The 20,008-nt window shown below is 71.8% G+C and carries 21 protein-coding genes; 17 read left to right on the forward strand and 4 right to left on the reverse strand.

Going from position 1 to position 20,008, the window contains the following annotated elements; all coding sequences use genetic code 11:
* The first annotated feature begins 97 nt into the window (after positions 1 to 97).
* The 3 genes from LHJ74_RS27290 to LHJ74_RS27300 all read left to right on the forward strand — a co-directional run bounded on the left by LHJ74_RS27290 (position 98) and on the right by LHJ74_RS27300 (position 3,070).
* The gene (locus LHJ74_RS27290) at positions 98 to 1,387 is read left to right on the forward strand and encodes a GNAT family N-acetyltransferase (RefSeq protein ID WP_260220926.1); all 1,290 of its coding nucleotides are present in this window, start codon (positions 98 to 100) and stop codon (positions 1,385 to 1,387) included.
* A gap of 100 nt (positions 1,388 to 1,487) precedes the next feature.
* Positions 1,488 to 2,267 (forward strand): arylamine N-acetyltransferase family protein, encoded by a 780-nt coding sequence (locus LHJ74_RS27295; RefSeq protein ID WP_260220927.1) that lies wholly within the window; start codon positions 1,488 to 1,490, stop codon positions 2,265 to 2,267.
* 35 nt (positions 2,268 to 2,302) lie between these two features.
* A complete protein-coding gene (locus tag LHJ74_RS27300) occupies positions 2,303 to 3,070 on the forward strand; it encodes an endonuclease V (protein WP_260220973.1) in 768 nt (255 codons plus the stop codon).
* A gap of 44 nt (positions 3,071 to 3,114) precedes the next feature.
* Here the strand turns inward: LHJ74_RS27300 and LHJ74_RS27305 are convergent, their stop codons facing one another.
* Positions 3,115 to 4,158 carry a sulfotransferase family protein gene (locus tag LHJ74_RS27305; RefSeq protein ID WP_260220928.1) on the reverse strand — a complete coding sequence of 348 codons (1,044 nt, stop codon included), beginning with the start codon at positions 4,156 to 4,158 and terminating at the stop codon, positions 3,115 to 3,117.
* 243 nt (positions 4,159 to 4,401) lie between these two features.
* On the opposite strand from LHJ74_RS27305, the gene LHJ74_RS27310 reads away from it, so the two are divergent.
* The 8 genes from LHJ74_RS27310 to LHJ74_RS27345 all read left to right on the forward strand — a co-directional run bounded on the left by LHJ74_RS27310 (position 4,402) and on the right by LHJ74_RS27345 (position 11,721).
* Positions 4,402 to 5,232 (forward strand): nitrilase-related carbon-nitrogen hydrolase, encoded by an 831-nt coding sequence (locus LHJ74_RS27310; protein ID WP_260220929.1) that lies wholly within the window; start codon positions 4,402 to 4,404, stop codon positions 5,230 to 5,232.
* Positions 5,233 to 5,323: 91 nt separating this feature from the next.
* Positions 5,324 to 6,157 (forward strand): DUF6282 family protein, encoded by an 834-nt coding sequence (locus LHJ74_RS27315; RefSeq protein WP_260220930.1) that lies wholly within the window; start codon positions 5,324 to 5,326, stop codon positions 6,155 to 6,157.
* Between the two features lie 89 nt (positions 6,158 to 6,246).
* The gene (locus tag LHJ74_RS27320; protein WP_260220931.1) at positions 6,247 to 7,035 is read left to right on the forward strand and encodes an IclR family transcriptional regulator; all 789 of its coding nucleotides are present in this window, start codon (positions 6,247 to 6,249) and stop codon (positions 7,033 to 7,035) included.
* Between the two features lie 110 nt (positions 7,036 to 7,145).
* Complete coding sequence (locus tag LHJ74_RS27325) at positions 7,146 to 8,060, forward strand: alpha/beta hydrolase (protein WP_260220932.1); 915 nt, start codon at positions 7,146 to 7,148, stop codon at positions 8,058 to 8,060.
* 18 nt (positions 8,061 to 8,078) lie between these two features.
* Entirely contained in the window at positions 8,079 to 8,726 is a 648-nt protein-coding gene (locus tag LHJ74_RS27330; RefSeq protein WP_260220933.1) for an ABC transporter permease, read from the forward strand.
* Complete coding sequence (locus LHJ74_RS27335) at positions 8,719 to 9,903, forward strand: ATP-binding cassette domain-containing protein (RefSeq protein WP_260220934.1); 1,185 nt, start codon at positions 8,719 to 8,721, stop codon at positions 9,901 to 9,903. Before LHJ74_RS27330 ends, LHJ74_RS27335 begins: the two co-directional genes overlap by 8 nt.
* 5 nt (positions 9,904 to 9,908) lie before the next feature.
* Positions 9,909 to 10,643 (forward strand): ABC transporter permease, encoded by a 735-nt coding sequence (locus LHJ74_RS27340; protein ID WP_260220935.1) that lies wholly within the window; start codon positions 9,909 to 9,911, stop codon positions 10,641 to 10,643.
* A gap of 43 nt (positions 10,644 to 10,686) precedes the next feature.
* On the forward strand, positions 10,687 to 11,721 hold the full coding sequence (locus LHJ74_RS27345) for a glycine betaine ABC transporter substrate-binding protein (RefSeq protein WP_260220936.1): 1,035 nt from the start codon (positions 10,687 to 10,689) through the stop codon (positions 11,719 to 11,721).
* Positions 11,722 to 11,760: 39 nt separating this feature from the next.
* On the opposite strand, the gene LHJ74_RS27350 is transcribed toward LHJ74_RS27345, so the two are convergent.
* Complete coding sequence (locus tag LHJ74_RS27350) at positions 11,761 to 12,414, reverse strand: NADPH-dependent F420 reductase (RefSeq protein ID WP_260220937.1); 654 nt, start codon at positions 12,412 to 12,414, stop codon at positions 11,761 to 11,763.
* A 155-nt stretch (positions 12,415 to 12,569) separates the two neighbouring features.
* Here LHJ74_RS27350 and LHJ74_RS27355 point away from each other — a divergent pair, with 155 nt between their 5' ends.
* Positions 12,570 to 13,271, forward strand: a complete 702-nt coding sequence (locus LHJ74_RS27355; RefSeq protein ID WP_260220938.1) for a class I SAM-dependent methyltransferase — start codon at positions 12,570 to 12,572, stop codon at positions 13,269 to 13,271.
* A 44-nt stretch (positions 13,272 to 13,315) separates the two neighbouring features.
* Positions 13,316 to 13,657, forward strand: coding sequence for a winged helix-turn-helix transcriptional regulator (locus tag LHJ74_RS27360; protein ID WP_260220974.1), 342 nt, complete (start codon positions 13,316 to 13,318; stop codon positions 13,655 to 13,657).
* On the opposite strand, the gene LHJ74_RS27365 is transcribed toward LHJ74_RS27360, so the two are convergent.
* The gene (locus LHJ74_RS27365) at positions 13,654 to 14,160 is read right to left on the reverse strand and encodes a DinB family protein (RefSeq protein ID WP_260220939.1); all 507 of its coding nucleotides are present in this window, start codon (positions 14,158 to 14,160) and stop codon (positions 13,654 to 13,656) included. The genes LHJ74_RS27360 and LHJ74_RS27365 overlap by 4 nt on opposite strands.
* 51 nt (positions 14,161 to 14,211) lie before the next feature.
* A complete protein-coding gene (locus LHJ74_RS27370) occupies positions 14,212 to 15,669 on the reverse strand; it encodes an MFS transporter (protein ID WP_260220940.1) in 1,458 nt (485 codons plus the stop codon).
* A 156-nt stretch (positions 15,670 to 15,825) separates the two neighbouring features.
* On the opposite strand from LHJ74_RS27370, the gene LHJ74_RS27375 reads away from it, so the two are divergent.
* The 4 genes from LHJ74_RS27375 (at position 15,826) to LHJ74_RS27390 (ending at position 19,996) form a co-directional block, all read left to right on the forward strand.
* A complete protein-coding gene (locus LHJ74_RS27375; RefSeq protein ID WP_375546850.1) occupies positions 15,826 to 16,302 on the forward strand; it encodes a MarR family winged helix-turn-helix transcriptional regulator in 477 nt (158 codons plus the stop codon).
* Between the two features lie 100 nt (positions 16,303 to 16,402).
* Positions 16,403 to 17,569, forward strand: a complete 1,167-nt coding sequence (locus LHJ74_RS27380) for a CaiB/BaiF CoA transferase family protein (protein WP_260220942.1) — start codon at positions 16,403 to 16,405, stop codon at positions 17,567 to 17,569.
* Positions 17,570 to 17,571: 2 nt separating this feature from the next.
* On the forward strand, positions 17,572 to 18,714 hold the full coding sequence (locus tag LHJ74_RS27385) for an acyl-CoA dehydrogenase family protein (RefSeq protein WP_260220975.1): 1,143 nt from the start codon (positions 17,572 to 17,574) through the stop codon (positions 18,712 to 18,714).
* Positions 18,715 to 18,781: 67 nt separating this feature from the next.
* Positions 18,782 to 19,996: an acetyl-CoA C-acetyltransferase gene (locus LHJ74_RS27390; RefSeq protein ID WP_260220943.1), complete on the forward strand. Its 1,215-nt coding sequence runs from the start codon at positions 18,782 to 18,784 to the stop codon at positions 19,994 to 19,996.
* The last annotated feature ends 12 nt before the right edge of the window (positions 19,997 to 20,008 follow it).

Below are 20,008 nucleotides of genomic sequence, written 5' to 3' on the forward strand. Positions count from 1 at the left end.
CTTTTCCATGGCGCCGGGATCTCCCTTCCCGCCTGATCCGTGTGTGTCCCGGGTCGGCGGCGCGGCTGAAAGATTCACTCGTCCGAGCGATAATCGGATGACTGTCCGCAACAGGAGGGTTAGCGTCCGCATCGTGACCACTGTGGAATTCCATACCCTTCCCGAGGCGCATGTGGACCGCGCCCTGGACCACGCCCATCTCGTCTTCCACGAGACACCCGAGGAGAAGACCCGCAAGCAGCACCGGGACCTGCTGCTGCGCTGCGAGCGCATCGGCGCGTACGAGGGTGACCGCCTGGTCGGGCTGGCCGCCGCGCTGCCCTTCCAACTCTCCGTCCCGGGCGGTGAGCTGCCCGTCGCCGGGCTGACGTTCGTCTCCGTCGCCCCCACCCACCGCAGGCGCGGCGTGCTCACCGGGCTGCTCGACGAATCGGCGCGGCGCTGTGCGGTGAACGGGCAGCCGCTCTCCGTGCTGTGGGCGTCGGAGGCGGCGATCTACGGCCGCTTCGGCTTCGGTCCGGCCACCGGCGCGTACTCCGTGGAGATCGACTCCACCCGGCCGCTCGACCTGCGTCTCGCCCCCGACGAGCGCCCGCTGCGGCTGGTAGCCCCGGACGAGGCACCGGCCCTGCTCGCCGCGGCGCACTCTGCGCAGCGGGCCGTACGCGCGGGCCGCATCGCCCGCGACGAGCACTGGTGGCGGGAGGAGGTCCTGCGGGAGGAGGACGAGGACTACAAGGAGCTGAGCCCGCCCAGGGTGGTGGTACTCGGTGGTGACGAGGTCCCGCCCGGCGGCGGCGCCCCGCGTCCCTCCGGCTACGCGGTCTACCGCACCCGTGGCGGGAACGAGGAGTTGCGCACCTCCGGCCTGGTGCAGGTGACCGAGCTGGAGGCGGACACCCCGGCGGTCGCCGCGTCCCTGTGGCGGTACCTCGTGTCCATCGACCTCACCGGACAAGTCCGCGCCCCCGGCCGCCCGCTGGACGACCCGCTGCTGCTCTTCGCGGCCGACCGCGACCAGGTCCGCGTCACCGATCAGTCCCCGGCTCTGTGGCTGCGTTTGACGGACCCGGCCACCGCGCTCACCGCCCGGTCCTGGGCAGCGCCGGTGGATGTGGTGCTGGAGGTGACCGACGTGCGGCTGCCCGCCAACGCGGGCCGCTTCCGGCTGACCGCCGGACCGGCTGGCGCGACCTACCGGCCGACGTCCGACGCCGCCGAACTCGCCCTGGACATCCGGGAGCTCGGCGCCTGCTATCTGGGCGGCGCGGAGCTGACGCGAATGGTCCTGGCCGGTCTCGTCACCGAGCACAGTCCCGGCGCGGCGGCCCGGCTCGATGCCGCGCTGCGCACCACCTACCTTCCGCACGCAACCGACGGCTTCTGACCGGCGGCCTCCGACCAGCCCCCGGTGCCGGAAACGGCCCTACCGGCACCGGGGGCGGCGGAGGTTCCCGCCGTCGATGCTCATCGCGGATACTGGCCGCATGGACGAGACCGCTGTTGACGCCTACCTCCGCCGCATCGGGGCCGACCGCCCCGCCGCCCCCGACAGCGCCGCGCTGCGGACCCTGCACCGCAGGCACCTGGTGGCCGTGCCCTTCGAGAACCTCTCGATCCATCGGGGCGAGGACATCGTGCTGGACGAGAAGGCGCTGCGGGCCAAGATAGTGGAGGGCCGACGCGGTGGTTTCTGTTACGAGCTGAACGGTTCCTTCGCCTCACTGCTCCGCGCCCTCGGCTACCAGGTGGGCCTGCTGGGCGCACGGGTGTACTCCGGCGAGCGGCTCAGCATCCCGCACAGCCATATGACGCTGCGGGTGGAGGCCGAGGACGGCTCGAGGTGGCTGGCCGACGTCGGCTTCGGGAAGCACAGCACCTACCCGCTGACCCTGGACGAACCCGGCGACCAGCAGGATCCGGGCGGGGAGTTCCGCATCGAGGAGGCGGACGAGGGCGATCTCGTCGTGCTGATGGACGGGAACCGCGAGTACCGGCTGGAGCGGCGGGCTCGCGCACTCGCCGACTTCGAGGGCGCCTGCTGGTACAACCGCACCTCGCCCGACTCGCACTTCACCCGGTCGCTGATCTGCTCCAGGCTGGCCGAGGACGGCGGCCGTATCACGCTCAGCGGACGGCAGTTGGTGACCACCGACGCCGACGGCGCGCGCTCCGAGCGCCACCTCGCCGAGGGGGAGGTGCTGGACGTCTACCGCACCCGCTTCGGCCTGGAACTGGACCGTGAGCCACAGGTGAAGGGCGCGTGACCGTGCCAGTGCGCTCGGCAGCTCAGGCATCGCTGATGGCGCAGGCGGCGCAGGCGGCTCAGGGGCCGCAGCCGGGCTGGCCGGTGACCGAGGCGGAGGCGCTGGCGGTGCAGGACCAGCTGCGCGCCCGGGTCGAGTACGCCGATCACAGCCCCGTGCCCGGTGCCCCGTGCACCCTGGTGGCCGGGGTCGACGTCGCCTATGACGACGAACGCGATCTGGTCGCGGCTGCGGCCGTGGTCCTCGACGCAGCCACGCTGGAGGTGGTCGCCCAGGCGACCGCCCTCGCCCCGGTGTCCTTCCCGTATGTGCCCGGTCTGCTCGCCTTCCGCGAGATCCCCGCCGTGCTCGCCGCGCTGGAGCAGCTCGGGAGTGTGCCCGGCCTGGTGGTCTGCGACGGCTACGGCATGGCCCACCCGCGCCGCTTCGGACTGGCCAGCCATCTGGGGGTGCTGACCGGGCTGCCGACGATCGGCGTCGCCAAGTCGCCGTTCCTCTTCCGGCATGCGCCGGTGGGCGAACGGCGCGGTGACAGCGCGCCGCTGCTCGACGAAGGGCGGGGGCGCGGGGAGTGCGGACCGGACGGCGACGAGGGCGGTGACGAGGGCGGTGAGGAGGTCGGGCGCGCGCTGCGTACCCGTGAGGGCGTCAAGCCGGTGTACGTTTCCGTCGGCCACCGCACCGGGCTGGACGCCGCCTGCGCGCACACCCTGGCGCTGGCGCGGCACTACCGGCTGCCGGAGACCACCCGCCGCGCCGACGCGCTCTGCCGCACGGCGCTGCGGGCCGCGCAGGGCACCTGAGGGATCACGGGACAGCCCTCAGCCCGTACTTTCCCCGCTGCGGCTCAGCCGTGCCCGCCCGCCTCGGCCAAGGCGCGGACGCCCGGCGCGCAACGCTCCCGCAGCTCGGCCAGCTCCTCCGCCGGCAGCCGCAGAGCCGCCCCGCGCCGGGCCCCGTCGAGTGTCGCCGCTCCCCGTGCGAGCCAGTCCGGGTGCGGTGCGAAACCGGCGAAGGCGGCAAGCCGCGTCAGCTCCTCGCGTGGCGTGTCGAGCAGATCCTCGTACGACAGCGTGGTGCGCTGCCCGGCTGGAATCTCCGCCAGCCTGGCCACCCCTTCGGAGACGATCTGCGACCACAGCGCGCCGAACCCCGTCACCGGCATCGGCCGCTCCAGCAGCAGATCCGCGTCGAAGCGGTGGCGCAGCAGCCAGGTCAGGTCGGGCGGCAGTTCCGCCTCGCGCTCCGGGGTGAGCTCGGAGAGTGAACGGACTCCGGAGCGCCCGAAGATCTCCCGCAGCAGCGCGATCGAGCGGTAGCCGACGTGGCGGCTCATGGAGACGGCGCAGTCCGGGCCGTCCCGGAAGAGGTGCACGAACCTCGCGTGCGGGAAGGCCGCGCGCAGCCGGGGGATCGCCCCCAGGGAGTAGCCCGAGCGTTCGATCACGGCCCGGCCGCCGCCGCAGCGCGCGCTCAGTACCTCGAACAGGGATTCGTACTGCTGGGCGGCCGGGCGCCGGGGGAGCGCGCGGATCTCCGGTTCGACGGCGTCCAGCAACCCGTCCGGGTCCTCGCTGAGATGGGGCAGCACCATCAGGCTCAGGGCGGGGATGCCGGTCTCCGCCGAGTAGCGCCCCGGATCCCGGATGTAGAGGAACTCCGGGAGTGGCACCCCGCTGCGGGTCATCCGGTCGAAGAAGGCGTTCGGTTCGGCCAGGATCCGCCAGAACTCCTCCCCGGTGAACGGCGCCCGGGGCAGTGCGCCGTCGCCGAGCGAGGCGAACATCTCGTTGAGACTGAGCACGTCGGGGTGCAGGTTGATGATCCGCGACAGCGCGGACGACCCGCTGCGTCCGGTGCCGACGATGAAGGTCAGGGGGCGTTCGGGCACACTCACTCCGCTTGGTCGCTCCCGGCTCGGCTCTGCCGGGACTCTGCGCCGGACATGACCGGCCACTGCTGGACCCTGCCCCGCGAGCGCCGCCGATACGCCCGGCCGGTACGCCGGCCCGGTACGCACCTTCCGGAACACGCAGCCCGTGCGCCCCCCCGTGTTGTCCGGTGCGCAACCGCCCTTGCCAGCCACCTCCCCGGGACCGTAGAACCGCAAGTCCCGAAGGAGGGGGTGTTGTGCGTGCGGATCGCGCTGGCGCAGGTGGACTGCGAACTGGGTGCCGTGCGGGCCAATGTGGACACCGCACGGCGTGTGGTCAGGGAAGCCGCCGCCCGCCGGGCGGACCTGGTGGTCTTCCCGGAGCTGAGCCTGCACGGCTACGCACTCGGCTCGGTGCCCGGTGACGAGTCGGTGGGCGCAGACGACCCCCGCCTCACCGAGCTGTCCGGGCACGGTCCGGATGTGCTGATCGGACTGCACGAGGACGGCCGGATGCGCCGCTACAACTCCGCGGCGTACCTCTCCTCCGGCGCGCTGGTGCATACCCACCGCAAGCTGTATCTGCCGAACTACCTGGACTGGGAGGAGCGCAAGCATTTCAGCCCCGGACACGCGCTGCGCGCCTTCGACACCCGGCACGCCCGGGTGGCGACGCTGATCTGCAACGACGCCTGGCAGCCCGTACTGCCCTGGCTGGCCGCACAGGACGGCGCCGAGATCCTGTTCGTGCCCACCAACAGCGCGGCCGGTCTCGCTCCCGGCGCCATCGACACCGCCGTCTACTGGCAGGACCTGCTGCTCAACATCGCCCGCCTGCAGCAGTGCTGGGTGGTTTTCGTGAACCGGGTCGGCGAGGAGGGGAAGGCGTCCTTCTGGGGCGGATCAAGAGTGCTGGACCCGTGGGGCACGGTGGTCGCGGAAGCGCCGCGCGGTGCGGAGTCGCTGACTGTGGTCGATCTGGACGTGGACGCGGTGCGGCGCAGGCGCCGGGAGATGCCGCTCATCGAGGAGGCGCGCTTCGGACTGGTCTCCCGCGAGGTGAACCGCCTGATGCGGGACGTCGCGGACTGAGCCCGCCGCGGTCGACCGGGCCGCGGCGGTGGGGGTTGCCGCCGGAACAACAGCGGTTGCCGGTCTCCCCGTACGGGTGCAGCCTGGCCCGGTGTTCGACCTCCATGTGCATGCCGCACCCGATGTGACGCCCCGGTCGGCCGACGACCATGACGTGGTCGCGGCCTACGCCGACGCCGGTTTCTCCGGGTGCGTCCTGAAGGCCCACTACGAGTCCACCGTCGGACGGGCGGCCGCCGCCTCCCGCGCCCACCCGCTGCGCGTCCACGGCGGCATCGCCCTCAACCAGCACACCGGCGGCGTCAACCCCGCAGCCGTCGCCGCCGCACTGGACGCGGGGGGCCGCATCGTCTGGATGCCCACCGCCGACGCGCACACCCAGCGCCGGGCCGGGCTCCCGAGCCTGTCCGCGGCCCGCAGGGAACTCTCCGCCGAATCCTATGCAATCCCGCCCGTCGCGGACCACGACGCGGGCGAGGACGTGCGCGCGGTCTGCCGTCTGATCGCCGAGGCGGACGCCGTGCTGGCCACCGGCCATCTCAGCACCCCGGAGGTCCGCTGGCTCCTGCCGACCGCCCGCGGACTCGGCGTACGCAGGCTGCTGCTGACCCATCCCGGCTACACGGTGCCCGCCATGGCGGCCGGCGAGGCGGCGGAGCTGGCCTCGGCGACCGGTGCGCTCGCCGAGATCACCGCCTTCCAGCTGCTCCACCAGCCGGGGATGACGGCCGCGCGGCTGGCCGCCTACGCGTCACGGGTGGGGCTGGAGCATCTGGTGCTGTCCTCGGATGCCGGGCAGCCGGACTCACCGAGCCCGCCCGAAGCGCTGGAGCTGCTCCTCGACGTGCTGGCGCGCGAGGGGCTCGATCCGGGTGCGCTGCGGGCCTGCGCGTCGGAACACCCCGAGGCGCTGGTCGTCCTCTGACAGACCCCAAGGGCCGAGGGGCGGGGCCGCAGGTTGCTGTGGAAGCAACAGGGGTTGTCGGTGACGGAGTACGCGGTCATGCTCCTGACATGACGACACCCGTTCGTTCATCCGGCCTTCACCGCACCCTCGCCATCCTGACGGCCCTCGGGGCGGACGAGGCGGCGGAGCGTGGCGGCCTGGGGGTGGTCGAGATCGCACGGCGAGTCGGCCGGGAGAAGACCCAGGTGTCCCGCGCACTCAAGGCGCTGGACCAGGCAGGTCTGGTCCAGCGCGACCCCGACACCCTCGTCTACCGCCTCGGCTGGCGGGTGTTCACCATCGCCACCAACGCCGGACACCAGCGGCTGCTCGCCGAAGCACCGCCCGTGCTGCGGCGCCTGGTCCACGTGCTCAAAGAGCGGGTGCATCTGACCGTGCTCACGGCCGACGGAGCGCTGACGGTGCTCTCCGAGAGCCCCATGCGCACGGTGCAGGCTGCCGGATGGGTGGGCAGGCTGACCCCGCTGCACACCACCTCCTCCGGACGTGCCCTGCTGCTCGACCACCAGGACGAGGAGATCCGCGACCTTTTTGCCGACACGGCCTTCGGCACCTCCGGGTCCCGCACCCCTCCGCCGCCGCGAGCACCTCGTGACCTGGCGGACTTCCTCGACCGCCTGCACGGAGACCAGGAGCGCGGATACGCCCTGGTGCGGGAGGAGTTCGAGGTCGGCCTGGTCGGCGCAGCCGCCCCGGTACGGGACTTCCGGGGCCGGGTGACCGCCGCGCTCAACGTCTCCGGCCCGCGATACCGGATGGGCCGCGAACTCGACCGGGCCGGCCGGGTGGTGTGCTCGGCCGCCCATCAGCTCTCCCGCGCCATGGCGGGCAACTGATCCGGCGGGCCGTCCCGCGCAGCCCGTCCCCATCACCCCCATCCCCGTGATCCCGTCCCCCGCACCTGCTCACCCGCTTGCCCAGCCCCCGTTACCAGGAGGAAATCCCGGTGATCTCCCGCCCGTTCCCCTTCTTCAGCAGCGGCCTCCGTCTCGACGCCGACCTGCACCTTCCCGACGACGGCGGAGCCGCCGCCCCGTACCCGGTAGTCATACCGGCCTCCGGGTACCAAGGGCTCAAGGTGATCCACCCCGAACGCTTCGCCCGCGCCCTGACCGCCCGTGGCTACGCCGTCATCGCCTTCGACTACCGGGGCTTCGGTCTCAGCGAGGGTGAGCGCGGCCGTCTCGTCCCCCAGGAGTGGGCCGAGGACCTGCGGGCGGCCGTGGACCGGGCCGGAGCGACCGGTGGCATCGACGCGGGCCGGATCGGGCTGCTCGGCTGGGGCATGGGCGGGGGCGTGGTGATCGCCGAAGCGGCCGAGGACCAGCGCGTACGGGCCGTCGCCGCCGTCAACTGCATCAGCGACGGCGCCCGTTCCACCCGCAACATGCACGATGAGGCCAGCTGGAACAGCCTACTGGAGCGGGTCACCGAGGACCGCGGGCGCCGCGCCGCGCTCGGCAGGTCCGAGATCGTCTCGCCCTGGGACATCGTGCGGCTGGACCGTGACGACCGCACCGACGGCTATGTCGGTGAGGAGCTGTACAAGGCACCGGGCTTCGGCTCGGGCGTCTCGCTGGAGTCCGCGGACATGCTGCTGCGCTTCTCGCCGCAGAGCATCGTCCACCGGATCGCCCCCCGCCCGCTGCTCGTGGTGCACGGCGCGGAGAACGAGTTGCACCGTCCCGAGGAAGCGCAGTGGCTGTATGAGCAGGCGGGCGAACCCAAACGGCTGCACCTCATCGAGGGAGCCGGACACACGGAGTGGATGTTCGACGAACACCCCACCTTCCGCGCCCTCGTCGAGGAGCTCGACACCTTCTACACCGAGGCGTTCGCCACCGCCCCGGCCCACGCCTAGCGCGCGGGGCGGGCCGCCATGACCTTCCCCGAATTCTTCGCGGAGAACTGGACGGACGTGCTGGACCACACCGTGGCCCACGCCGTGCTCGTGCTCCAGAGCCTCGGACTGGCCGTACTCATCGGCGTGCCGGTGTCCGTGCTCACCTACCGCACGGGCGCACCCCGTGCCGCCGTGCTCGGGGTGGCCGGGCTGTTGCTGACCATCCCCTCCTACGCCCTGTTCGGCCTGCTCATCACCCCGCTGGGGCTCGGCAGCGCCCCCTCGGTGGTGGCGCTGACGCTGTACGCTCTGCTGCCGGTGGTCCGCAACACCATCGTCGGGCTCCGGGAGCTGGATCCAGCCGTGATCGAATCCGCCCACGCCATGGGCATGGGCCGGATGCGGGTCCTGGTCACCATCGAACTCCCGCTGGCCTGGCCGGTGCTGCTGACCGGCCTGCGCGTCGCGACACAGCTGCTGCTCGGTATCGCCGCCATCGCCGCCGCCGTGAACGGACCCGGCCTCGGCAACCTCATCCTCGACGGACTGGCCACCGCGGGTACTCCGTTCGCCGTCTATCTGACCATCGAGGGCGTCGCCGGCATCGTGCTGCTCGCCGTGCTCTTCGACGCCCTCTACGCCATCGTGAACCGCTTCACCACACCAGGGAGGCTCGGTGCCTGACGTGACACGAGGGACACCCGAAGGCGGTGCCGCCGACCGGACCATGATCCGTCTGGACGCCCTTACCAAGCGCTACCCCGGCCAGTCCGAAGCCGCCGTCGACGCACTGACCCTGGACATACCCGCCGGGCACATCGTCACGTTCGTAGGGCCCTCGGGCTGTGGCAAGACCACCACCATGAAGCTGATCAACCGCCTCATCGAACCGACTTCCGGCCGGGTCCACCTCGACGGACGGGACGTCACCGAAGTCCCGGCACCCCAACTGCGCCGCCGCATCGGCTACACGATCCAGCAGGGCGGCCTCTTCCCGCACCGCACCGTCGCGGACAACATCGCCACTGTGCCCAGACTGCTGGGCTGGGACCGGCGCCGTGTCGGCGAACGGGTCGACGAACTGCTCCATCTCGTCGGCCTCGACCCGAAGACGTACCGCCGCCGCTACCCCAAGCAGCTCTCCGGCGGGCAGCAGCAAAGAGTCGGTGTGGCCCGTGCGTTGGGCGGCGACCCGCAGGTCATGCTGATGGACGAGCCGTTCGGCGCCATCGACCCGCTGAACCGGGAGGCGCTACAGAACGAATTCCTACGGATCCAGGCCGCGGTGCGCAAGACCATCGTGTTCGTCACGCACGACATGGACGAGGCGATCAAGATGGGCGACCGCATCGCCATCTTCGGCGACAACGGCAGGGTGCTCCAGTACGACACCCCCGAGCGCATCCTGGCCGACCCCGCAGAGGGGTTCGTCACCGAGTTCATCGGGTCCGGTGCCTCGGTGCGACGGCTGTCGCTCACGCGCCTGGAGAGCGTCGTCCTGCCCGACTGGCCCACCGTGGAGGAGACTTCAGACGGCGAGACTCTGCGCGCGGCAGCCCGCGGCAGCGACCGTGACTATCTGCTGGTGCTGGGCGACGGACGACGCCCGGTCGGCTGGCTCCCGGTCACCGGAGAGGACCGGAGGCCCGGCGAGCGGCTGCCGCTGCTCTCCCCGCTGGGTCCGCGGGACAGCCTGTTCGACGCGCTGGACCACATGCTCACCGTCAACGCTTCGGCGGCCGCGGTGGTCGACGGCGACGGGCGCTACCGGGGGGTGGTGGAGATGGACACCCTTCGTGAGCTGATCAACACCCGTGCGGCCGGGGCGCCTTCCAGCTCCGATCACCTGCAGGAGGCGTAGGCCCCATGCCCACGCGCCTCCTGCTCCGCTATGCCCTCACCCCCCTCTGCCTCGGCCTCGTCCTCCTCGTCCTGGCCCTCTATGTCTCCTCCCAGCCCCGGGACCTCATCGAAGAGCGCAGCCTCAACTCGGAGTACCTGATAAGCCGTACGGTCAAGCACCTCGAACTCACCGGGGTGGTCACCGCTTTCATCCTCGCGGTCGCGATCCCCCTCGGTGTGCTGCTCACGCGGCGCTGGGCCCGGCACGTCTCGGGGCCCGTTCTCGCGCTGGCGAGCATCGGGCAGGCGATCCCCTCGCTGGGGCTGATCGTGCTGCTGACGGTCGCCTTCGTCAGCCTCGGCGTCAACCAGATCGCGGTCATCGCCTTCGTGCTCTACGGGATCCTGCCGGTGCTCCGCAACACCATCGCGGGGCTGCGGCAGGTGGACCGTTCCGTCGTCGAGTCGGCACTCGGCATGGGAATGACGCCCCGCGCAGTGCTCTGGCGCATCGAACTGCCGCTGGCCGTCCCGGTCATGCTCGCCGGGGTCCGTACGGCCCTGGTGATCACCGTCGGCACGGTCGCCCTCGGCACCTTCATCGGCGCGGGCGGCCTCGGCGACGTCATCTCCAACGGGATCAGCTCCAGCCGCAATCTGGTGCTGGTGACCGGCAGCGTCCTGGTCGCGGTGCTGGCCCTGCTCATCGACTGGCTGGCCGGTATCGCCGAGGACTTCCTGCGCCCGCGCGGCTTGTGACCGGCGAGCAGCACCCCGCAACCACATGCAGAGAGGAAGCCGGATGGACGCGCGAAGGCTGACCAGGACGGGCGGGCCCGGCGGGCCGGGTAGTGCGACGCGGGCCCGGCGGCGGCTCTGCGTACTGCTCGCCCTGGCCGTGCTCGCGGTCGCGGGCTGCTCCGGCGCCGCAGGGGAGAGCGGTTCGGTCGGTGAGCGGGACCTGCGCGGCGGGTCGCTGGCCGAGGAGTTCGACCTCAAGGGCGCCCAGTTCACCGTCGGCTCCAAGGAGTTCACCGAGCAGCAGATACTCGGGAAGATCATGCTCTACGCGCTGCGGGCGGCGGGCGCCCGTACCGGCGACCAGACCGGTCTGAACGGCTCCACGATCGTCCGGAGCGCGCTGGAGAGCGGCGACGTGGACATGTACTGGGAGTACTCCGGCACCGGTTGGACACAGTTCCTCGGCCACGACACCCCGGTGCAGGGCACCCAGAAGCAGTTCCGGGCCACCGCGCGCGAGGACGCACGCCGTAACGGCATCGAGTGGCTCGGACCGGCCCGCTTCGGCAACCAGTACGCGATCGCCCGCAGCGGTGACGCCACCGGAGCCCTGGGCGAGGTCGAACGGCTCAGCGACCTCAAGGACTTCGGCGACGATCACCCCGGCGGGCTGACGCTGTGCGGCGCCGCGGAGTTCCTCGACCGGGAGATCCGCGCCATCCAGAAGACCTACGAGGTGACCTTTCCCGCCCCGCAGGTCTACCAGAACGCCCTGGCCCTGAACTACGTCAACGTGGCCAAGGGCAGCCCCTGCCAGTTCGCCGAGGTGTTCACCACCGACGCCCGCCTGGAGTCCCTGAACCTGAAGGTGTTGGAGGACGACCGGGGCCACTTCACCACCGAACTGGCGGCGCTCACCGTACGGAAGGACACCCTCGGGAAGTACCCGGAACTCGCCGGCCTGGCCGAGCGCATCGGGCAGAAACTGACCAAGGCCACCGTGATCGACCTCAACGCGATGGTCGACCTGGACGGCCGGACCGCCGATGACGCCGCACTGTACTTCCTCCGCACCCACGGCTTCATCGGCGAGTGACCCTAGTGCTTCGTCAGGCAAACCTTGCCTGACGAAGCACTAGCTGCCGCCTGTCGCCCAGGCCAGCGGCGGGGCGATGGCCTGCGCGTCCGCGCCGCCGAACCAGAGGCCGATCAGGAAGGCGGCGGTCGCCTCCAGCAGTCCGGCGCGCTCCAGGGCGCCGCCGTCGACCGGCGTGCAGCCCAGATCGGTGACCAGGGAGCGCACCGTCGCCAGCGCGCCCGGGTCGTCACCGCACAGCGGCACGGCCAGCGGTCTGCCGTCGAAAACGGGCGGCGTCATCCGCCACACGTCCTCGTGGCAGGCGTTGAAGGCCTTGACCACCCGCGCGCCGGACGTCTCCGCGACCCGCTCGGCCATCGACGGGCCTCCCTCGGTGAAGAGGGTCAGCCGCTCCTGCACGATCGGGTTCGTGCAGTCGATGAGCGTCCGTCCGCGCAGCGAACCCGCTTCCGCGCCCGCCTCCCGCAGTACCTCGGCCACCCCCTCTGCCCGTACGGCGAGCAGCACCGCCTCCCCGAACTCCGCGGCCTCCCGCCAGGTGCCGGACCGGGCGGGAGACCCGAGCCGGGCCGCCAGCGCGGCGGCCCGCTCCGGCGAACGGCCGCTGACCAGCACCTCATGGCCCTCGCGGACCCACTGCGTGCCCAGTGCGTCCGCCATGTTGCCCGCCCCCAGAATGCCGATGCGCATCCTGACTCCTCTCATTCCTGTGCCCGGATCGTCGTTCGGAACGACCCTATGAAGTCCGACAGGAACCGATCGGTGCGTAACGGCGGAATGCCGGTCGCGGTGGATACTTGCGCTACGGAAGCTTGTCCGGCAGTGAAGCGCGGTGAGGAGCACGGATGACCGGTGGGGGACGGGACCACGACCCCGACGCGCACGCCAGACGTCTGGCGGCGCAGTCGGCCGACGCGGACGACGTGCCGACGCGCTGGTTCGAGCGCCTGTACGCCGCCGCGTCGGCCGGCGAGGCCGTGGTCCCCTGGCACGGCGGCGCGCAGCACCGGCTGCTGGTGGAGTGGGCGGAGGTGCGCGGGCTGCGCGGTGAGGAGCGGTCGGCCGTGGTGGTCGGCGCCGGGCTGGGCGATGACGCCGAGTATGTCGCCCGGCTCGGATTCGTCACCACCGCCTTCGACGTCGCACCCTCCGCCGTACGGGAGGCGCGCCGGCGGTCCCCGGACTCGCCCGTCCGCTACACCACCGCCGACCTGCTGGAGCTGCCCGGCTCCTGGCGTCACGCCTTCTCGCTGGTGGTCGAGAGCATGACGGTGCAGTCCCTGCCGCCCGGCTACCGGCGGCAGGCGGTCGCCGGGGTCCGCTCGCTGCTCGCCCCGGGCGGCACGCTGCTGGTCATCGCCAACGCCCGCGAGGCGGCCGCCGGCCCGGAGGAGGGCCCGCCATGGCCGCTCACCCGCGCCGAGGTCGACGCGTTCGCCGACGACGGGGTGCGGGCGGTGCGGGTGGAGGACATCCGCGGCCGGGGACGGCCCGAAGGGCGCCACTGGCGCGCCGAGTTCACCCGCGAACACGGCGCGGGGGAGTGACCGGGGCCGTGGACGACGTCTTCCTCGCCGACTGCCGTGCCCGCATGAGCTTCGACCTGCTGGCGAACACCTGGAACGCGGTGGTCCTGTGGGCCCTGCGGCACGAGGCCTGCCGACCGGGTGAACTGCGGGAGCGGATCGGCGGGATCAGCACCAAGGTGCTGACGGAAACCCTCCGGCGGCTGGAGTACAACGGGCTCGTGGAACGCCGCTCCTACCGCGAGGTGCCCCCACGGGTCGAGTACGCGCTGACCGAACTGGGAGCCACGCTGCTCGACCCGATCGAGGCATTCGGCGAATGGGCCTTCCGGCACGGGGACGCGGTACTGGCCGCGCAGGAGCGCGCCGGGGCAGGAACGGCCGCCGCTTCCCAGGACAGCCCTTAGCGGCCGGTAGAGCCGTCCAGCTGCTCGCGCAGGATGTCCGCGTGGCCCGCGTGCCGCGCCGTCTCCTCGATCATGTGCACGAGAGTCCACCGCATGGACGGCGCCGCGGTCTCGCGCAGCGACCGTACGCCCGGCCGCCCCGGATCCGTACAGCGGGCGACGGCCTCCTGGGAGCGCCGGACCGCCGCGCGGTAGCGGTCCAGCACCTCCGCGACGGTCTCCTCCCCGAGGGGCGGCGCCTCGTCTTCCAGGGGTGCGTCGCCGACACCCTCGTACGCCCACACGAACCAGTTGTGCTCCACCGCTGTCAGGTGGGTGACCAGCCACAGCAGGCTCGTCCCGGACGCTACCCCCGGCGTCCGGGCCGCTTCCTCGCCCACACCGGAGAGTTTGGCGGCCACCGCGTCCCGCAGGTAGTCGAGGAAGGCGCAAAGTGTGGGGATCTCGTCGGAGTTGAGCCCGGGAGGCCGTATGTCGCCCCGCGTCGCGTCGGTATCGGTCATGCCCCGACGGTACGCGCCCGCAGAGTCTGCCGGGTGGCCTCCGACCGGCTCTCAGTGCTGCCGCTGCTCCGGGGCCCCGCGCGGCAGCAGGCCCACCAGCGCGCAGCTGAGCACCGTGACGGCGGCGACCACGACCAGGCTCAGCACCGTGGCCGCCCGCACGTCGGAGGTGCCGAGCCGGTGAAAGTAGATCGTGGTGACGGCGGCGGCACCGAGCGCGTTGGCCAGCTGCTGCACCGCGCTGAGCGAACCGCTGGCGCTCCCCGCCTCCCTGGGGTCGATGTCACCGATCGTGACGTCGTACACGGTGCCGAAGCAGGTGCCCATTCCCAGGCCGAGGACGAACACGGGCGGGACGAGCGCCCAGGAGCCGGCCGAAGTGCCGGAGGAGTGCACGAGGGCGAGCAGCCAGCCGGTGCCCGCGAGCGTGACGAGCAGACCGGTCAGCACCAGTCGGCGGCCCAGCTTGCCGACCAGTCCGTAGCAGGCGATGGAGGCGATCACGATGCCCGCCGCCAGTGGCGCGAGCCCCAGCGCGGCACCCATGGGCGAACGTCCCAGGCCCTGCTGGAGATAGAGCGAGAGGACGTAGAGGAGTCCGGCCACGGCGGCGAAGAAGGCCACCCCCAGCAGGAGCCCGGAGGTGAAGCCCCGGTTCTTGAGCAGGGACGGCTCGATCAGCGGGCTCGCTGCCGTGTGCTGGCGCCGCCAGAAGAGGAAGCCGGACAGGAGGCCGCCGGTGAGTAGCAGGGCCGGGATGAGTGTCCAGCCGTTCTCCGAGCCGCGGATCAGACCGCCGAGCAGGCCGAGCATCGCGGCGGAGAGCAGACCCGAGCCGATCCCGTCCACTCGGGTGGCCGGATCACCGGTGTCCCGGGGCAGCAGCCGGACGGCGGCGAACAGCGCGGCGCCGCCCAGCACGATGTTGATGAGGAACATGGCGCGCCAGCCCAGGCCCAGCAGGTCCGCCTCGATGAGGAAGCCGGCGAGGATCGGCCCGCCGACGGCGGAGGCGCCCAGTACCGGGCCGAAGGCGCTGAAGGCCTTGCCGATCTGGTCGCGCGGGAAGACGGCGCCGATGATGCCGAAGCCCTGCGGGATCAGCAGTGCGCCGAAGGCGCCCTGGAGCAGCCGGGCGATCACCAGGAAGACGGCGGACGGTGCGAGTCCGCAGGCCACCGAGGTCAGGGTGAAGCCGGTGAGCCCGACGAGGAAGACGCGCCGCCTGCCGTACTTGTCGCCGAGCCGCCCGCCGACGACCAGCAGGACGCCCAGGGCCAGCGCGTAACTCGCGCCGAGCCACTGCACGAGGCCGTGACCGCCGTCCAGGTCGGCGGTGATGGTGGGGGCGGCGATGTTGGTGAGGGTGGCGTCGACGAGGTCGAGGACGTCGGCCGCGAGGACGACTGCCAGTACGGCCCAGCGTTTTCGGACGGGAAGGGGCTCGGACGGGGACGCGAGGGGCGGCGATGCGGGGGAGGCGGCGTCGGAGGACGCGACGGTACTCACAGCGATGCTCATTTCCGGAGTGGTGGAGTGGAGCGGAGCGCGCCGGCATGCGTGCGCGCCCGTAGAATTCAGGCGCGACGAAACATCTGCGCCACGAATTAGTTGCGCCACGAAGAGATTGCGTGGCGCAAGTAAGATTGAGCCATGGAGGGCCCGGTGTCAAACCGTTCCGAGCTGCTCGAGCAGCTCAACGCCGAGAGCAGGCGGCACTACGCCGCCTGGACGCTGCTCAACCAGAAGCTGGCCGACGCGCAGGGACTGCACCCCACCGATCTGCAGTGCCTGAACCTGCTCGAACAGGAGGAAGGCCCGCAGAGCACCGGCCGGATCGCCGAGATGACCGGGCTGACGGCCGGCTCCGCGACGCGTCTGGTGGACCGCCTCACCAAGGCCGGACTGGTCGTACGGCAACCAGACCCCCACGACCGGCGCCGCGCGATGGTCGCCCTCTCGCCCGCCGCCCGTACCCGGCTGAACGAGGCGTGGGAGGCACCCGGCACGGCCTACGACGAGGCGCTGGCGAGCTTCTCGGACGACGAACTCGCCGTCATCCGCGAGTATTTCCGCCGAATCCAAGAAGTGGGCCGAGCGCAGGCCCTGGCGGTCGACGCCCCGGGCTCTGGTGCCGGGTGACCGTACGTGCCGCCGGTGCCCTACGGGGGCTTGTGGAACCGGGTGCGCCTTCTTAGCATCACTGGTGTTACATCATTAGTGTCACAAGGCTGGGGGCGCGATGACGGCAGCGGAGAACGGGCGGCACGGCGCGGCGGACGGTCCACTCGACGGAGTGCGGGTGGTGGAGCTGGCCGGGATAGGACCGGCCCCGTTCGCCGCGATGCTGCTGGCCGATCTGGGGGCGGATGTCGTACGGGTTGACCGCCCCCATGGCTCCGTGCTCGACATCGACCCCGCACGCGATCTCACCAACCGCAACAAGCGCTCGGTGATCATCGACCTGAAGAGCGCCGACGGCCCGGCCTCCGTGCTCAGCCTGGCCGGGCGGGCGGACATCCTGCTGGAGGGCTACCGGCCCGGCGTCGCCGAGCGGCTGGGCGTGGGCCCCGAGGAGTGCCTGAAGCGGAACCCGAAGCTGGTCTACGGGCGGATGACCGGGTGGGGCCAGGACGGTCCGCTCGCCCAGCGCGCGGGCCACGACCTCGGCTATATCGCCGTCACCGGCGCGCTCGGCCTCTCCGGTCCGGCGGGCGGCCCGCCGTACGCCCCGGCCAACCTGCTCGGGGACTTCGCCGGCGGCTCCCTCTATCTCGTTGTCGGCGTGCTCGGGGCGCTGCACCGGGCCCGTACGGAGGGCGGCGCGGGCCAGGTGGTCGACGCCGCGATCGTGGACGGCACCAGCCATCTGACCGCCATGATCCACGGCATGCTGAACGCGGGCAGCTGGCAGGACCGGCGCGGCGCGAACCTGTTCGACGGCGGCAGCCCGTTCTACGCCACCTACGAGACGGCCGACGGCGGGCACATGGCCGTCGGCGCCCTGGAGCCGCAGTTCTACGCGGAGTTCACCCGCCTCCTCGGCCTCGGCGACGCGCTGCCGCCCCGCGAGGACCTCGCCCGCTGGGACGAACTGCGGGAGGCCGTCGCCGCCCGCTTCCGCACCCGCACCCGCGAGGAGTGGACCGGCGTCTTCCAGGACTCCGACGCCTGCGTGGCCCCCGTGCTGAGCCTGCGCGAGGCACCCGCCCACCCCCAACTGGCCGCCCGCGGCACCTTCGTCGAGCACGCCGGCGACACCCAGCCCGCTCCCGCCCCGCGCTTCTCCGCCACCCCGGGGTCCGTGCGGCGCCCGCCCCCGCTGCCGGGCGCGGACACCGCCGAGGTCGCCCGCGACTGGGGCCTTCCCGCACTCGACACCGACGAAAGCGAAGTGAGCGCCAAGTGAGCATGGAACGCCGACTGTTCACGGAGGACCACGAAGCCTTCCGCAGGACCGTACGGACCTTCCTCACGAAGGAGGTCGAGCCGCACTACGCCCAGTGGGAGGAGGACGGCATCGTCTCCCGTGAGGCGTGGCTGGCCGCAGGCAGGCAGGGCCTGCTGGGTGTCGCGGTCGCCGAGGAGTACGGCGGCGGGGGAGTCGACGACTTCCGCTACGCCGTCGTCCAGGCCGAGGAGTTCGCCCGCGCGGGCGTCTCCGGACTGGCCCTGGGCCTGCACAACGACATCATCGGCCCCTACCTCACCTCACTGGCCACCGACGAGCAGAAGCGCCGCTGGCTGCCCGGCTTCTGCTCGGGCGAGACCATCACGGCAATCGCCATGACCGAACCCGGCGCGGGCTCCGACCTCCAGGGCATCCGCACGAGCGCCGAGGACCGGGGAGACCACTGGCTGCTGAACGGCGCCAAGACCTTCATCTCCAACGGCATCCTGGCCGACCTGGTCATCGTGGTGGCCAAGACCTCCCCCGAGGGCGGCGCGCACGGTCTGAGCCTGCTGGTCGTGGAGCGCGGAGCGGAGGGCTTCGAACGCGGCCGCAACCTCAACAAGCTCGGGCAGAAGTCACAGGACACGGCGGAACTGTTCTTCACCGACGTGCGGGTCCCCAAGGAGAACCTGCTGGGGGAGCGGGACGGCGCCTTCGTCCATCTGATGACCAACCTCGCCCAGGAGCGGATGGCCATCGCCGTCGCGGCCGTCACCGCAGCCGAGTCCCTGGTGGAGCTCACCACCGGCTATGTGAAGGAGCGCGAGGCGTTCGGCCGCCCGCTGTCCAGGCTCCAGCACATCCGCTTCGAGATCGCCGAGATGGCCACCGAGTGCGCGGTCACCCGCGCCTTCCTCGACCGGTGCATCGCCGACCACGCCGAGAGCGGCCTGGACGCCGTGCACGCGTCGATGGCCAAGTGGTGGGCCACCGAACTCCAGAAGCGTGTCGCCGACCGCTGCCTGCAACTGCACGGCGGGTACGGCTATATGAACGAGTTCCCCGTCGCCCGCGCCTTCACGGACGGGCGCGTCCAGACGATATACGGCGGCACGACCGAGATCATGAAGGAGATCATCGGCCGCTCGCTGCTCGACTGACCCCCCGGCCGCACCTCCCAGCTCTCCCGCACCTACCGCACCTCCCGCACCCGAAAGGCTGCCGACCTTGACCACCGAAGCGTTCCTCTACGAGGCCATCCGCACCCCGCGAGGGCGCGGCAAGGCCAACGGCGCCCTGCACGGCACCAAGCCCATCGACCTGGTCGTGGGCCTCATCCACGAGATGCGCCGCCGCCTCCCCGGCCTGGACCCGGCCGCCATCGACGATCTCGTGCTCGGCGTCGTCGGGCCGATCGGCGACCAGGGCTCGGACATCGCCAAGATCGCCGCCATCGCCGCCGGACTGCCGGACACCGTGGCCGGAGTGCAGGAGAACCGGTTCTGTGCCTCCGGCCTGGAGGCCGTCAACATGGCTGCGGCGAAGGTCCGTTCCGGCTGGGAGGACCTGGTCCTGGCGGGCGGCGTCGAATCCATGTCGCGCGTCCCGCTCGGCACCGACGGCGGCGCCTGGGCGATGGACCCGATGACCAGCTTCGAGACCGGCTTCGTCCCCCAGGGCATCGGCGCCGACCTGATCGCCACCATCGAGGGCTTCAGCCGCCGCGATGTCGACGAGTTCGCCGCGCTCTCCCAGGAGCGCGCCGCCGAAGCGTGGAAGGACGGCCGCTTCGCCCGCTCCGTCGTCCCGGTCACCGACCGCAACGGCCTCACCGTGCTCGACCACGACGAGCACATCCGCCCCGGCACCACCGCCGACACCCTCGCCGCCCTCAAGCCCTCCTTCGCCGACATCGGCGAAATGGGCGGCTTCGACGCGGTGGCGCTCCAGAAGTACCACTGGGTGGAGCGGATCGACCATGTCCACCACGCGGGCAACTCCTCGGGCATCGTGGACGGTTCCTCGCTCGTCGCCATCGGCAGCGGGGAGGTCGGCAGCCGCTACGGACTGACGCCCCGCGCCCGCATCGTCTCCGCCGCCGTCTCCGGCGCCGACCCCACGATCATGCTCACCGGCCCGGCACCGGCGAGCCGCAAGGCACTCGCCAAGGCGGGCCTCGCCATCGAGGACATCGACCTCGTCGAGATCAACGAAGCCTTCGCGGCCGTCGTGCTGCGCTTCGTCCGCGAGATGGGCCTGTCCCTGGACAAGGTGAACGTCAACGGCGGCGCCATCGCCATGGGCCACCCGCTCGGCGCCACCGGCGCGATGATCCTCGGCACCCTCACCGACGAACTGGAGCGCCGCGACCTGCGGTACGGCCTGGCCACACTGTGCGTCGGCGGCGGCATGGGCATCGCCACCGTCATCGAACGCCTCTGACCGGCCCGCCCT

It is taken from the genome of Streptomyces gossypii, from assembly GCF_025165795.1.
GTDB classification, from domain to species: domain Bacteria; phylum Actinomycetota; class Actinomycetes; order Streptomycetales; family Streptomycetaceae; genus Streptomyces; species Streptomyces gossypii.